Below are 14,129 nucleotides of genomic sequence, written 5' to 3'. Positions count from 1 at the left end.
GATCGTCCCAGGTCGTCGGTCCCGGGTGGCAGCATCACGGCCATGACCTACTGCGTCGCCGACTACCTCGCCGACCGGCTCGCCGAGGTCGGCGTCGAGCACGTCTTCGGGGTGCCGGGCGACTACAACCTCGCGATGCTCGACCACGTCGTCTCCCACGAGCGGCTGCGCTGGGTCGGCTGCGCGAACGAGCTCGACGCGGGGTACGCCGCCGACGGGTACGGCCGGCTGCGCGGGATCGCGGCGCTGGCGACGGCGTTCGGGGTGGGCGAGCTGTCGGCGATCAACGCGGTGGCCGGGAGCTTCGCCGAGCACGTGCCGGTGGTGCACGTGGTGGGCGCCCCGTCCACCGACCACCAGGGCGCGCACCGGGTGGTGCACCACTCGCTCGGCGACGGCGTCTTCACCCACTTCATGACGATGCACGAGGGCATCACGTGCGCCCGCGCGGCCCTCACCGCCGACACCGCGGCCGCCGAGATCGACCGGGTGCTCACCGAGGTCCGCGACCGCCACCTCCCCGGCTACCTGCTGATCCCCACCGACGTCTCCGCCACCGAGACCCACCCCCCGTCGGCACCGCTGCCCGCCCCCGTCGACACCACCGACCCCGAGGCGCTGGCCGGGTTCGTGGAGTCGGCACGGGCCCTGCTGGAGAAGGCGGGCTCGGTCGACCGGATCGCCCTGCTCGCGGGGCTGCTGACCCACCGGCTCGGCGGGCGCGAGGTGCTCCGGGAGCTGCTGGGCGCCGGGCCGGTCCCCCACGCGACCGACGTGTGGGCGAAGAGCCTGGTCAACGAGGGCGTGAACCACTTCGTCGGCACCTACGCGGGCGCGGCGAGCCCCGAGGAGGTCCGCGCCGCGGTCGAGGACGCCGCCGCGCTCGTCGTGGCCGGCGTCCAGTTCACCGACCTCACCAGCGGCTTCTTCACCCAGCGGATCACCCGCTCGCGCACGATCGAGCTGGGGGCGCGCACCGCGAGCGTCGGCGCCGCGACGTTCTCCCCGGTCGAGCTGCCCACCGCGCTCGGCGCCCTCGTCGCGCTGGTGCGGGAGCTGGCCGCCGCCCACGGCGGGGCGACGCCGCGGGAGCACCCGCCCGTCGAGTCCCTGCCCGACCGCGACGCGGCGGAGCCGCTCTCCCAGGACGCGCTCTGGGCCGAGGTGGCCGCGTTCCTGCGCGAGGGCGACGTCGTCCTCGCCGACCAGGGCACGTCCTTCTACGGCGCCTCGACCCACCGGCTCCCGAGCGGGGTGACGTTCATCGGGCAGCCGCTGTGGGCCTCGATCGGCTACACCCTCCCGGCGACCCTCGGGGCGTGCCTCGCCCAGCCCGACTCCCGGGGCATCCTGCTCATCGGCGACGGCGCCGCGCAGCTCACGGTCGCCGAGCTGGGCACGATCGTCCGCGAGGGCCTGGCGCCGCTGGTGCTCGTGGTCGACAACGACGGCTACACCGTGGAGCGGGCCATCCACGGGCCGGCCGAGCCGTACAACGACATCACGCGCTGGGACTGGACGGCCGCTCCCGCGATGTTCGCGCCGGGCGGCGGGGCGACGGCGTGCCGCGCCGAGACGGTCGGGGAGCTGCGCCGCGCCCTCACCGCGGCCCGCGACGACCCGTCGACCCTCGCCGTCGTGCAGGCGGTCGTGCCCCGCGACGACGTCCCGCAGCTGCTCGCCGACCTGACCAAGGCCCTGGGTCAGGCCAACTCCAGGGCCTGAGCGAGCCACTCGACGGCGAGCCGGTCCACCTGGGCCGCGTGGGGCGTCTGCGGGGCGGGCTCCACGCCGGGCTCCTCGGCGAGCGCGTGGCCCATCCCGTCGATCACCTGGAGGTCGGCCGGCACCCCCCGCTCGCGCAGCAGGTCGCGGAGCCGTCCCGCCGGGTAGAGGAACGCCTCGGCCGCGTCCTGCGCGCCGACGATGCAGCGCACCGCGGTGTCGCCGAGCTCGTCGCTGCGCGCGACCAGGTCCATCCGTTCCCCCACCGCCTCCGAGGCGGGCGTCCAGCGGTAGTCCATCCCGAAGAAGGCCGCGAGCTCCGCCACGACCGGGCGCAGCTGCAGCAGCGGGCTGACGAGGACCGCGGCGCGTGCCGTGAGGACCTTCTCGACGACGGCCGCGCCGGCGATCCCCGCCCCGGCCGACCCGCCCACCAGGCCGACCGGACCGTCGCCGAGGCCGTGCTCCGCGCGCACCGCGTCGAGGAGCTCGGGCAGCTCGGCGACGGCCCGGGCGTTGACCGCGCCGTGGAGGTTGAGGACCGGCTCCTCGCGCCCGAGCCGCAGGATCTCCTCGAGGCCCGGCGAGCGGGCCCCGCACAGCGGGAGGCCGGGGTAGAGCCGCCACGCGTCGAGCCCCTCGAGCGGGAGCGCGGCGGCGAAGGCCCGTTCGGTGCGCGGCGCATCCATGAGGTGCCAGGCCAGGACGAGCGGGGCGTCGGCCCGGGGGGTGGCGGGCGGGCGGAGCACGTAGGGCACGCCGGCGGCGGTCCCGGTGACGGCGTCGGGAGCGAGGGTCACGATCGGCCTCCTCGAATGGAGCTGGACGCTGTCCAGCTTAGCTGTACGGCGTACAGTACGGAAGCATGCGGGGACCGGGACAACGGGCGGGGCTGAGCCGGGACGCCGTCGTGACGGCCGCGCGGACGGTGCTCGACGACGGGGCGCCGCTCTCGATGCGCGCGGTCGCCGGTCGGCTCGGGGTGGCGCCCAACGCGCTCTACAGCCACGTCGCGGGGCGGGAGGGCCTGCTCGACGCGGTCCTCGACGACCTCCTCACCGCGCTCCCGCTGCCCGACCCGGCCGGTGACCCCGAGGCGGGGCTGACCGCGCTGATGACCGCCACCCACGAGCTGCTGCTGGCCCACCCGGGCCTCGTGCCGCACTTCGTGGCCCGGCAGGGTTCGCGGGGTGACAACGCCCGGCGGCTCGGGGAGGCGATGCGGACGCTGCTCGACCGCGCCGGGGTGCGCGACCGGACCGCGCAGGACACGGCGATCCGGGTCCTCGTGGTGCACGCGATCGGGGACGCCGCCGTCGCCGCCGGCCCCGGTGGGGCGGGACCCATCGACCTCGACACGCTGCGCGCGTCCTACGCGACCGGGCTGCGCTGGCTCCTGCGAGGTGCGCTGACGCGCTCGTGAGCAGAAAGTGTCGGTATACCGACACTTTCTGCTCACCAGGCCGGAGGCCACCTATCGGAGGACCGCGCCGTGCCGCTCACCCGCCAGCGCCACGGCCCGGTCGCGGGCCGCGGCGGCCTCGTCGAGCGTGAGCGTCCGGTCGGGCGCGCGGAAGCGCAGCGCGAACGCGAGCGAGCGGCGGCCCTCGCCGACCTGGGCGCCGCTGTAGACGTCGAAGAGCCGCACGTCCTCGAGCAGCTCGCCACCGCCCTCGGTCAGCGTCGCCTGCACCGCCGCCACCGGCACGTCGACCGGTGTCACCAGCGCCACGTCGAGCAGCACCGGCGGGAAGGGCGACACCTCGGGCCGCGCGAGCACCTCGCGCACGGGCAGCCGGTCGAGCTCGAGCTCCATCGCGCAGGTGCGCGGGGGCAGGCCGAGGTTCTCGAGGACCTGGGGGTGCAGCTCGCCGGCGTGCCCGACGAGCACGTCGCCGACGTACAGCGCGGCGCAGCGGCCGGGGTGCCAGGGCGCGTGCCGGTCGGCGGTGACGGTGAGCTCCGCGCCGTAGACCGCGGCGATGGTCCGCGCCGCGCCGACGGCGTCGGCCCACGTCGCCGGGCGGCCCTCGCCCCACCAGCCGGCCCGCTCCCACGCCCCGGTCAGCACGGCGCCGACGCGCAGCGGCTGCGCGGGCAGCGGGTCCAGCAACGCCCGGATCTGGGCGTCGCTCGGCCGGGCGTCGACACCGACCTCGGGCGCGGGCCCGGGCGGCCACGCCGCCTTCCCGTCGCTCCGCTCGCCCCGATCCGGGCGCGCGACCTGCCCGACGTGGAAGAGCGCGAGGTCCCGCAGGCCCCGCGACACGTTGCGCACGACGGCGTCGAGGAGCCCCGGCAGCAACGTCGTCGCCACCAGCGAGCGGTCGGCGTCGAGCGGGTTGGCGAGCCGGACGGCGGACCGGCGCGGGTCGTCGGCGTCCAGCCCGAACGCGTCGAAGACGCTCGGCGAGGTGAAGGGCGAGGGCAGTACCTCCTGGTACCCGGCGTCCGCGAGGGCGCGCGACACCTGGCGGCGGCGCCGCTGGGCCAGGGTCAGCCCGGTGCCGCCGGCGAACACCGGCAGCTCCGAGGGGATCACGTCGTAGCCCTCGAGGCGCAGCACCTCCTCGACGAGGTCGGCCGGGCGGGTGAGATCCGGGCGCCAGGTCGGCGGGGTCACCGCCAGGCCGCCGTCGTCGGGGACGTCCACCGCGCAGCCCACCTGCACCAGCCGCCGGACGCTCGCGCCGCGGGCGTAGGCGATGCCGGCGACCCGGTCGGGCAGGTCCAGCGCCATGCGGATCGGCGCGGCGGCGGACTCCTGGCCCTCGGGGAACGGGCCGACGTCGGTGACCCCGGGCTCCACGGTGGCCCGGCCGTAGCGCTCCAGCAGTGCCGCCGCCCGGTCCGTCGCGGCCCGCGCGACCGCGGGGTCCACGGAGCGCTCGAAGCGCCGCGCCGCCTCGCTCGGCAGCTTGTGACGGCGGGCGGCGCGCGCGACGGCCGCCGGGTCCCAGGTGGCGGCCTCGAGCAGGACGTCGGAGGTGGCGTCGGTGACCTCGGTGGCCGCCCCGCCCATGACGCCGGCCAGCCCGATCGGGCCGGAGTCGTCGCAGACCGCGACGTCGTCCGGGTCGAGGGCGCGGCTCACGTCGTCCAGCGTCGTCAGCTTCTCGTCGGTGCGGGCCCGGCGGACGACGACGTCGCCGGTGACCCGGGCCGCGTCGTAGGCGTGCATGGGCTGGCCGAGCTCGAGCATCACGTAGTTGGTGACGTCGACGGCCAGCGAGATCGGGCGGATGCCCGCGAGCAGCAGGCGACGGTGCATCCACCACGGGGTCGGCGCCGTCGGGTCGAGCCCGGTGACGCGGCGCGCGGCGAACCGGCGGCACCCCGAGTCGGGCTCCACCCGCACCGGCCATGCCTCCCCGCTCACGGCCGGCAGGCCCTGGTCGACGCTCGCCGGGTCGCCGAACGGGGCGTCGAACGCGCAGGCGACCTCGCGGCCCATGCCGCGGACCGAGAGCGCGTACCCGCGGTCGGGGTTGACTGCGATGTCGAGGACGGCCTCCGGGGCGGCCGGGTCGAGGCCGAGGAGGGGGGCGGCGTCGTCGCCGGGGTCGGCGGTGCCGGGCGGCAGCACCAGGATGCCGCTGTGGTCGTCGCCGAGCCCGAGCTCGTCGAGGGCGCAGATCATGCCGTCGGAGACACGGCCGTACGTCTTGCGCCCCGCGATCGAGAAGTCCCCGGGCAGCGTCGTGCCCGGCAGGGCGGCGACGACGAGGTCGCCCACGGCGAAGTTGGTGGCGCCGCAGACGATGCCCTGGGGCTGGGTCGGGTCGCTGCCACGGGACCCGACGTCGACCCGGCAGAACCGGATCGGCTTCTTGAACTCGGTGAGCTCCTCGATCTCCAGCACGCGGCCCACCACGAGCGGCCCGGTCACGGGCTCGAGGGTCTCGACGTCCTCGACCTCGAACCCGACGCGGATGAGCGACTCGGCGAGGTCGTCCGCCGAGGGGATCTCGTCGAGGGCGACGGGCTCGGTGAGCCAGGAGACGGGGACGCGCACGGTCGGGCCTTTCGCAGGGTCGTCGGGGTGGGGTCGTCCGGGAGGGGTGGCGGGTGGCGCGGGCTACGGTTCCACGGCGAACGCGCTGGTGAAGCGGATGTCGCCCTCCACCATGTCGCGCATGTCGGGCAGCCCGTTGCGGAACATCAGCGTGCGCTCGAGCCCCATCCCGAAGGCGAAGCCGGAGTAGACGTCGGGGTCGACCCCGCAGGCGCGCAGCACGTTCGGGTCGACCATCCCGCAGCCGCCCCACTCGACCCAGCCCGCGCCGCCCTTCTTCTGCGGGAACCAGACGTCGGGCTCCGCGGACGGCTCGGTGAACGGGAAGTACGAGGGCCGCATCCGGATCCGCGAGTCCGGCCCGAACATCGCGCGGGCGAACGCGTCGAGCGTCCCCTTGAGGTGGGCCATCGTCAGGCCCTTGTCGACGGCGAGCCCCTCGATCTGGTGGAACACCGGGGTGTGGGTGGCGTCCAGCTCGTCGGTCCGGAACGTCCGCCCCGGGCACACCACGTACACCGGCAGGTCACGCTCCAGCAGCGAGCGGATCTGCACCGGCGAGGTGTGGGTGCGCAGGACCTGCTTCGCCTCGGGGGGCTCGACGTGGAAGGTGTCCTGCATCGTGCGGGCCGGGTGGTCGGGGAGGAAGTTCAGCGCGTCGAAGTTGAACCACTCCGACTCGACCTCCGGACCCTCGGCCACCTCCCAGCCCATCGCGACGAAGACGTCGGCGATCCGCTCCGAGGTCTGGGTGAGCGGGTGGCGGCTGCCGCGCGGGTGGCGGTCGGTCGGCAGCGTGACGTCGACGGCCTCCTCGGCGAGCACCCGCTCGTCGCGCTCGGCGAGCAGCACGGCGTGGCGCTCGTCGTAGGCGGCCTGCACGGCGAGGCGGGCCTCGTTGACCCGCTTGCCCGCGTCCGCCTTCGCCTGCGGGGGCAGCGACCCGATCTCGCGCCGGGCCAGCAGCACCGGCGAGCGGTCCCCGAGGTGGGCGGGCTTGAGTGCGGTGAGGGCGTCCAGCGTCGACGCGGCCGCGAACGCGCTCGTCGCCTCGTCGCGCGCCGCGTCGAGGGTCTGGGGGGCGAGCGCCTGGACCTGCTTCGGGTCGAACGAGTCGTTGGTTCCGGACATCGCGGGTGGCTGCTGCTCCTGCTCGGGAGGGGTGGGTGACCGAGTCTATCGAGGGGCCTCGACGGCGTTCTGCGCCCGCACCGAGGCGTACAGGCACACGGCGGCCGCCGTCGCGAGGTTGAGGCTCTCGGCCCGGCCGCGGATCGGCACCCGCACGCGGGCGTCCGCCGCGGCGGCGACGTCGTCGGGCACGCCGTGCGCCTCGCTCCCCAGCACCCAGGCGGTCGGCCGGGCGAGGAGCTCGTCGGTGGCGGCGCCGAGCTCGGTCTCGCCGTCGCCGTCGGCGACCACGACGGCGAGGCCGGCGCCGCGCAGGGCCGCGAGTGCCGCGTCGGTCGACCGTTCCCGCAGCACCGGCAGGTGGAAGAGGCTGCCCATGCTCGCGCGGACGCACTTGGGGTTGTAGGGGTCGACGGCGTCGCCGGCGAGCAGCACCGCGTCGGCGCCCGCGGCGTCGGCGGTGCGGATGACGGTGCCGGCGTTGCCGGGGTCGGCCACCCCGGCGAGCACGGCGACGAGCCGCGCCCCGGCCAGCGCGGCGGACGGCTCCGGGTCGTCGCGGCGGCACACCAGGACGAGCCCCTGCGGGTGCACGGTGTCGGTGAGGCTCGCGACCGCCTTGTCGGTGACGAGGGCGGTGCGGACGCCGGCGGCCCGGGCGCGGATCAGCAGATCGCGCTCGCGGTCGGCCACCGCGTCGGTGACGAACAGGTCCACGACGGCGCCCGGAGCCTGTTCGGCGCGGGCGATCGCGTCGTGCGCGGGCCGCACCCCCTCGACGAGGAAGCGGCCGGTGTCCTCGCGCGCCGCGCGCCGCAGCAGCTTGCGGGCTGCCGCGACGCGCGGGGTGCGCTCGGTGAGGAGGCCCTCGCTCAGGCGGCGTCCTCGTTGGTGGCGCCCTTCGGGACGTCGGCGACGGCAGCCTTCGCGGTGCCGACCAGCGCGGTGAAGGCGGCCGGGTCGGACACCGCGATCTCCGCGAGGTTCTTGCGGTCGATCTCGACGCCCGCGAGCTTGAGGCCCTGCATGAACCGGTTGTAGGTCATGTCGTTGGCCCGGGCCGCGGCGTTGATGCGGGTGATCCACAGCTGCCGGAAGTCGCCCTTGCGCTGCTTGCGGTCGCGGTAGGCGTAGGTCAGCGAGTGGAGCTGCTGCTCCTTGGCCTTGCGGTAGAGCCGGGAGCGCTGCCCGCGGTAGCCGCTGGCGGCCTCGAGGACCGTGCGGCGCTTCTTCTGGGCGTTGACTGCGCGCTTGACGCGTGCCACGTCGTCCTGCCTTCGATCGTGTCGGGGATGGTCACCGGTGCGTCGTGGTGACCCTGGTCGGGAAGGGTCTCGTCAGATGCCGAGCATGCGGCGCAGGCGCTTGTCGTCCTGCGGCGCGACCTCGGTCTGACCGGCGAGGCGGCGGGTCTTCTCGCTGGACTTCTTCTCCAGCAGGTGACGCTTGCCGGCCTTCTCGCGCAGCAGCTTGCCGGTGCCCGACACCTTGATGCGCTTCTTGGTCCCGGAGTGGGTCTTGTTCTTCATCCGTCCTCGTCCTGGTCGTCCGGCCGGCCCGGGAGGTCCACACACTGCGGCCCGGGCGGGGGCGGTTCCTGCGGCCGTGCGGCGGCGGGCCGTCGTCGTGGAGACGGTACGGCCCGCCGTCCGCGGGCTCAGGAAGCGGGCTCGGGCTGGGCGGACTGCTCCGCCTGGGCCTCCTGCGCCGCCTGCTGGCTCTGCTGCTTGGGCGTCTTGGCGACCTTCTTGTTCGGCGCCAGCACCATGGTCATGTTGCGGCCGTCCTGCTTCGGTGAGGCCTCGACGAACGCGAGGTCGCCGACGTCCTCGGCAAGCCGCTGGAGCAGCCGGAAGCCCAGCTCGGGGCGGGACTGCTCACGACCGCGGAACATGATCGTGACCTTGACCTTGTGACCCTGGCCGAGGAAGCGGGTGACGTGACCCTTCTTCGTCTCGTAGTCGTGCGGGTCGATCTTCGGCCGGAGCTTCTGCTCCTTGATCACGGTCTGCTGCTGGTTGCGACGCGACTCGCGGGCCTTCTGCGCGCTCTCGTACTTGAACTTGCCGTAGTCCATGAGCTTGCAGACCGGCGGGCGCGCCTGGGCCGCGACCTCCACGAGGTCGAGGTCGGCCTCCCGGGCCAGCCGCAGGGCGTCCTCGATGCGGACGATCCCCACCTGCTCGCCGTTCGGACCGACCAGACGGACCTCGGGCACGCGGATGCGCTCGTTGATGCGCGTCTCTGCGCTGATGAGTTCTCCTCGGGTTCGACAGTGTTTCCGGCCGCAACCCGGCGAGGGGGGTCCTTGTTCCCACGGCGTCGGGCCCCGCGCCGTCGTGCTCGTGGCGGGGGCCCTGACTCGTACCGATCCGGCGGCGCCGGCGGGACCGGATGTCCCGACGACGAGCCGTCGTCACCGGCCCGCGGACGGGCCGGCAGACCGGGACCCGGCCACCTGTGGCGGCGGACCGGGTGGGAGACGGGGCTCCACTTGCCGCTCGACGGGTGCGCCGGCCGAAGACAGCCGCACCCACCGAGCTGGTCGCTCACACCGAGCGTACCAGCCGGCGTGTCCGCCGGTCACCGGGCGTGTCCGCACCGGCGGGAGGACCGCTCAGGCCGTCGACCAACCGATCACGGCGTCGAGCGCGTGCCGGTCGGCCTCGGCGACCCCGAGCTCGGCCTTCGCGGGCGCCACGGCGGCCTCCCGCGTCGCCGCGTCGGGCGAGGTGAGGGCGTGGACGTGGTCGACCAGCGACCACAGGTACCCCTTGCGGCTGCGCTGCGGCTTCACGGCCCGGCCGAGCGCGGCACGGAGCGCGTCGGTGTACGGACGTTCGGGCTCGGGGGTCCACTGCGCCTCGACCCCGGTGAGGAGCCGGTCGAGGTCGGACTCCGCCAACCGGCCGTCGTGGGCCAGCGCCGCGAGCGAGGACAGCAGGTCCACCCGCGAGACCCCGGCGTCGTCGTCGACCATCGTGCACCAGGTCAGCACGGTGCCGACCACGCCGGCGACCTCGGGAGCGAGGCGGCCCTCGCGCCACCACGTGCCCGGGGTCGCGGCCCAGGGCCGGCGGTCCGCCCGGTCGTCCGACGAGAGCGCGTGGAACGCCTCGCGGAGCTCGACGGGCCCGATCTCGTCGACGTCGCTCATCAGCCTGCCTTCGCGCGTGTGCGCCGGGCCGGCGCTTCCTCGGGGGTGACCAGGTCGGCCAGGAACTGCCCGGTGTAGCTCCCCGGCGCCGCCGCGACCTGCTCCGGGGTGCCCTCGGCCACGACGGTGCCGCCGCCGTTGCCGCCCTCGGGGCCCATGTCGACGACCCAGTCGGACACCTTGATGACGTCGAGGTTGTGCTCGATGACGAGCACGGTGTTCCCCTTGTCGACCAGGCCGTTGATGACGCCGAGCAGCTTGCGGATGTCCTCGAAGTGCAGCCCGGTGGTGGGCTCGTCGAGGATGTAGATGGTCCGGCCCATCGAGCGCTTCTGCAGCTCGGCGGCCAGCTTGACGCGCTGGGCCTCGCCGCCGGAGAGCGTCGGCGCCGGCTGGCCCAGCCGCACGTAGCCCAGGCCCACCTCGGTGAGCGTCTTGAGGTGGCGGTGGATCGCGGTGATCGGCTCGAAGAACTCGGCCGCCTCCTCGATCGGCATGTCGAGGACCTCGGCCACGGTCTTGCCCTTGTAGTGCACCTCGAGCGTCTCGCGGTTGTACCGGGCGCCCTTGCACACCTCGCAGGGGACGTAGACGTCCGGCAGGAAGTTCATCTCGATCTTGATCGTGCCGTCGCCCGCGCACGCCTCGCAGCGGCCGCCCTTGACGTTGAACGAGAACCGGCCCGGCCCGTAGCCGCGGACCTTCGCCTCGTTCGTAGACGCGAAGAGCTTCCGCATGTGGTCCCACACGCCGGTGTAGGTGGCGGGGTTGGACCGCGGGGTGCGCCCGATCGGCGACTGGTCGACCCGCACGAGCTTGTCGAGGTGCTCGAGCCCGGTGACCCGGGTGTGGCGGCCCGGCACCTGGCGGGCGCCGTTGAGCTTGTTGGCCAGCACCGTCGCGAGGATGTCGTTGACCAGCGTGGACTTGCCGGACCCGGACACCCCGGTGATCGACACCAGGCAGCCCAGCGGGAACGAGACGTCGACGTCGTGCAGGTTGTGCTCGCGGGCGCCGACCACGCTGACCTGGCGCTTCTTGTCGCGCGGGCGCCGGATGTCCGGCACCGGGATGCTGCGCCGCCCGGAGAGGTAGTCGCCGGTCAACGAGTGGGTGTTCGCCTCGAGCGCCTCGACCGACCCGGAGTGCACCACCTGCCCGCCGTGCTCCCCCGCGCCCGGCCCGATGTCGACCACCCAGTCGCTCGCCCGCACCGTGTCCTCGTCGTGCTCGACGACGATGAGGGTGTTCCCGAGGTCGCGCAGCCGCGTCAGCGTGTCGATGAGCCGCCGGTTGTCCCGCTGGTGCAGCCCGATCGAGGGCTCGTCGAGCACGTAGAGCACCCCGACGAGGCCCGACCCGATCTGCGTGGCGAGCCGGATGCGCTGGGCCTCGCCGCCCGAGAGCGTCCCGGCCGCACGGGACAGCGAGAGGTAGTCGAGCCCGACGTCGAGCAGGAAGCCCAGCCGGGCCTGGATCTCCTTGAGCACCGCGCCGGCGATCACCTGCTCGCGGGTCCCGAGCACCAGCCCCGTCAGGAACTCCGCGCAGTCGGCCACCGACAGCGCGCAGACCTCGGCGATCGACCGGTCGCCCTGCGTCTCGTGGCGCAGCGTCACCGCGAGGATCTCCGGCTTGAGCCGGGTGCCGCCGCAGACCGGGCACGGCACCTCGCGCATGTAGCCCTCGTAGCGCTCGCGGGCGCTGTCGGACTCCGCCTGGTCCAGCCGGCGCTCCAGGAACGGCACCACGCCCTCGAATGCGGCGTAGTACGAGCGCTCGCGGCCGTAGCGGTTGCGGTAGCGCACGTGGACCTGGTCGGTCGACCCGTGGAGCACCGCCTTCTTCACCGCGGCGGGCAGCTTGCGCCACGGCGTGTCCATCCGGAAGCCGATGGACTCCGAGAGGGCGGTCAGCAGCCGCTGGAAGTACTCGGCGGTCTGCCCCATGTTCCACGGCGCGATGGCGCCCTCGCCGAGGGAGAGCTCGTCGTCGGGCACGAGGAGCTCAGGGTCGACCTCCATCTTCGTGCCGAGGCCCGCGCACGTCGGGCAGGCGCCGTAGGGCGAGTTGAACGAGAACGCGCGGGGCTCCAGGTCGTCCACGGCGAGCTGGTGGCCGTTGGGGCAGGCCATCTTCTCGGAGAAGCGCCGCTCGCGGTCCGGGTCGTCCTCGTCGAGGTCCACGAAGTCCAGCACGACGATGCCCTCGGCGAGCCGCAGCGCCGTCTCCACCGAGTCGGTGAGCCGCTGCTTGGCGCTGGCCTTCACCGACAGCCGGTCGACGACGACCGCGATGTCGTGCTTCTCCTGCTTCTTCAACGTCGGCGGCTCGGCCAGCGGGTACACCGTGCCGTCGACGAGCACGCGCGAGTACCCCTGCCCCTGCAGCTGGGAGAACAGGTCGACGTACTCGCCCTTGCGCCCGCGGATGACCGGCGCGAGGACCTGGAACCGGCGCCCCGACTCCATCTCGAGCACCTGGTCGACGATCTGCTGCGGGGTCTGCTTCGAGATCACCTCGCCGCACTGCGGGCAGTGCGGCGTGCCGGCCCGCGCGTACAGCAGCCGCAGGTAGTCGTAGACCTCGGTGATGGTCCCGACCGTGGACCGCGGGTTGCGGCTCGTGGACTTCTGGTCGATCGACACCGCCGGGGAGAGGCCCTCGATGAAGTCGACGTCGGGCTTGTCCATCTGCCCGAGGAACTGGCGGGCGTAGGCCGAGAGCGACTCGACGTAGCGCCGCTGACCCTCCGCGAAGATGGTGTCGAAGGCCAGGCTGGACTTGCCCGAGCCCGACAGGCCGGTGAAGACGACGAGGCTGTCGCGCGGCAGGTCGATGTCGACGCCGGTGAGGTTGTGCTCACGAGCGCCCTTGACGACGAGGCGGTCGGCCACGGATGAGCCTCCTGGGCATGCAGTGGTGCCGGGCGGGGTGGTCTGCCCTGCATACCCCCGGGCACCGACAACCTCGGAGCGGAACGATCTGGCAGGGCGCGACGCCGCGGATGCCGTCGGGGGTTCCACTCCATGCTAGGCGTGCCCTCCGACACCCGGACCCCGCCCTCGGAGACGGGCGGACCGGGCGTTTGCGACGGGTGCGCGGGGAGGCACTCCCACCCATGACCGAGCAGGACCAGAGGGGCCAGCACGGGCCGGGCACCGGCTCCGCCCGCCGCGGAGAACCGACGCACCCCGACGCGGGGTCGCGCAGCCACCACGACGAGGCGGGCCGGCCCTCGGGCAGCCCCTACGTGCAGTCGGGGCGCGACGAGGCGGGCCGCCCACAGCCCGCCGTGCCGCACGAGGGCCTGCTCGGCCGGATCGCGAGCGCGGTGATCGCCGGGCAGTCGGTGGTCCTCGCCGTCGTGGCGGTCGCGGGCTACGTCGTCGGGAGCGGCCAGGGGTTCACCGGACGCTCCGACGCCACGTTCCTCGCCCTGCGGCTCAACCCCGCCCACAGCACGATCCTGCTGGTCTGGGCGGTCCTCGGGGTGGTCGCGCTGTCGCGGCGGAAGTTCCTGCGCGCCTACACCGCGATCCAGGCCGTCGGGTTCCTGCTGCTGTTCGCGTTCGGCACCGCCTTCTCGGTGGCGACCACCGACTCGACGCCGCTGGACCTCAACACCCCCGACCACGTCCTGCACGGCGTGCTCTTCCTGCTGGGCTTCATCACGATGATGATCTCCAGCGCCCGCATCGTGGAGCCGCCGCCCGGGCCGGATCCGTACCCGGACGCCGTGGAGGACGACCCCACGGAGGTCACCCGGCCCGCCGGCCACTCGCCGGGAGACCCTCGCGGCGCCTGACGGGCACCGGGCGCAGGTCCGGGCGCGCTCCGACCTGCCTGACGTACCCCTGGCCACCGGAACCCGCGACCACCGAGCGACCCGCCCACGAGGGGCACACCGCACACGTCCACGGGCTCACGGATCTGCCTGACGTACCCCTGATCACCGGACCGCGCCGGGCCCCGCCGACGAAGGGCACACCGCGCAGGTCCACGGGCTCACGGATCTGCCTGACGTACCCGTGATCACCGCACCCCGGCCGGACCGGGCCCGACCCGCCCACGAGGGGCACCGGGCGCAGGTCCGCGAGC

The 14,129-nt window shown here is 74.3% G+C and carries 12 protein-coding genes; 3 read left to right on the top strand and 9 right to left on the bottom strand.

The features are described 5' to 3' along the window. The first annotated feature begins 42 nt into the window (after positions 1-42). Complete coding sequence (locus HH311_RS30250) at positions 43-1,725, top strand: alpha-keto acid decarboxylase family protein (protein ID WP_169187447.1); 1,683 nt, start codon at positions 43-45, stop codon at positions 1,723-1,725. Here HH311_RS30250 and HH311_RS30245 read toward each other — a convergent pair. Next, positions 1,704-2,525 (bottom strand): alpha/beta hydrolase, encoded by an 822-nt coding sequence (locus HH311_RS30245; RefSeq protein ID WP_169187446.1) that lies wholly within the window; start codon positions 2,523-2,525, stop codon positions 1,704-1,706. The genes HH311_RS30250 and HH311_RS30245 overlap by 22 nt on opposite strands. A gap of 65 nt (positions 2,526-2,590) precedes the next feature. Here HH311_RS30245 and HH311_RS30240 point away from each other — a divergent pair, with 65 nt between their 5' ends. Continuing rightward, positions 2,591-3,148 carry a TetR/AcrR family transcriptional regulator gene (locus HH311_RS30240; RefSeq protein ID WP_169187445.1) on the top strand — a complete coding sequence of 186 codons (558 nt, stop codon included), beginning with the start codon at positions 2,591-2,593 and terminating at the stop codon, positions 3,146-3,148. 51 nt (positions 3,149-3,199) lie between these two features. Here HH311_RS30240 and pheT read toward each other — a convergent pair whose 3' ends face one another. From pheT to uvrA, 8 genes are all read right to left on the bottom strand, one after another. Then, positions 3,200-5,740, bottom strand: a complete 2,541-nt coding sequence (gene pheT, locus HH311_RS30235) for a phenylalanine--tRNA ligase subunit beta (RefSeq protein WP_169187444.1) — start codon at positions 5,738-5,740, stop codon at positions 3,200-3,202. 63 nt (positions 5,741-5,803) lie between these two features. Then, complete coding sequence (gene pheS / locus HH311_RS30230) at positions 5,804-6,871, bottom strand: phenylalanine--tRNA ligase subunit alpha (RefSeq protein ID WP_169187443.1); 1,068 nt, start codon at positions 6,869-6,871, stop codon at positions 5,804-5,806. Positions 6,872-6,916: 45 nt separating this feature from the next. Then, positions 6,917-7,747, bottom strand: a complete 831-nt coding sequence (locus HH311_RS30225) for an RNA methyltransferase (protein WP_169187456.1) — start codon at positions 7,745-7,747, stop codon at positions 6,917-6,919. Next, positions 7,744-8,136, bottom strand: a complete 393-nt coding sequence (rplT, locus tag HH311_RS30220; RefSeq protein WP_169187442.1) for a 50S ribosomal protein L20 — start codon at positions 8,134-8,136, stop codon at positions 7,744-7,746. The genes HH311_RS30225 and rplT overlap by 4 nt, the downstream gene beginning before the upstream one ends. 72 nt (positions 8,137-8,208) lie before the next feature. After that, positions 8,209-8,400, bottom strand: a complete 192-nt coding sequence (gene rpmI, locus HH311_RS30215; protein ID WP_169187441.1) for a 50S ribosomal protein L35 — start codon at positions 8,398-8,400, stop codon at positions 8,209-8,211. Positions 8,401-8,528: 128 nt separating this feature from the next. Beyond that, on the bottom strand, positions 8,529-9,095 hold the full coding sequence (gene infC, locus HH311_RS30210) for a translation initiation factor IF-3 (RefSeq protein WP_396027473.1): 567 nt from the start codon (positions 9,093-9,095) through the stop codon (positions 8,529-8,531). Between the two features lie 393 nt (positions 9,096-9,488). Further along, entirely contained in the window at positions 9,489-10,028 is a 540-nt protein-coding gene (locus HH311_RS30205) for a hypothetical protein (RefSeq protein WP_169187440.1), read from the bottom strand. Then, positions 10,028-12,925, bottom strand: coding sequence for an excinuclease ABC subunit UvrA (gene uvrA, locus HH311_RS30200; RefSeq protein WP_169187439.1), 2,898 nt, complete (start codon positions 12,923-12,925; stop codon positions 10,028-10,030). The genes HH311_RS30205 and uvrA overlap by 1 nt, the downstream gene beginning before the upstream one ends. A 224-nt stretch (positions 12,926-13,149) precedes the next feature. Here uvrA and HH311_RS30195 point away from each other — a divergent pair, with 224 nt between their 5' ends. Next, on the top strand, positions 13,150-13,836 hold the full coding sequence (locus tag HH311_RS30195; protein ID WP_169187438.1) for a DUF4383 domain-containing protein: 687 nt from the start codon (positions 13,150-13,152) through the stop codon (positions 13,834-13,836). Positions 13,837-14,129: the final 293 nt, after the last annotated feature.

The organism is Actinomycetospora sp. TBRC 11914 (genome assembly GCF_012933465.1).
Taxonomy (GTDB): Bacteria; Actinomycetota; Actinomycetes; order Mycobacteriales; family Pseudonocardiaceae; genus Actinomycetospora.
This window is presented reverse-complemented; position numbering and strand designations above follow the sequence as displayed.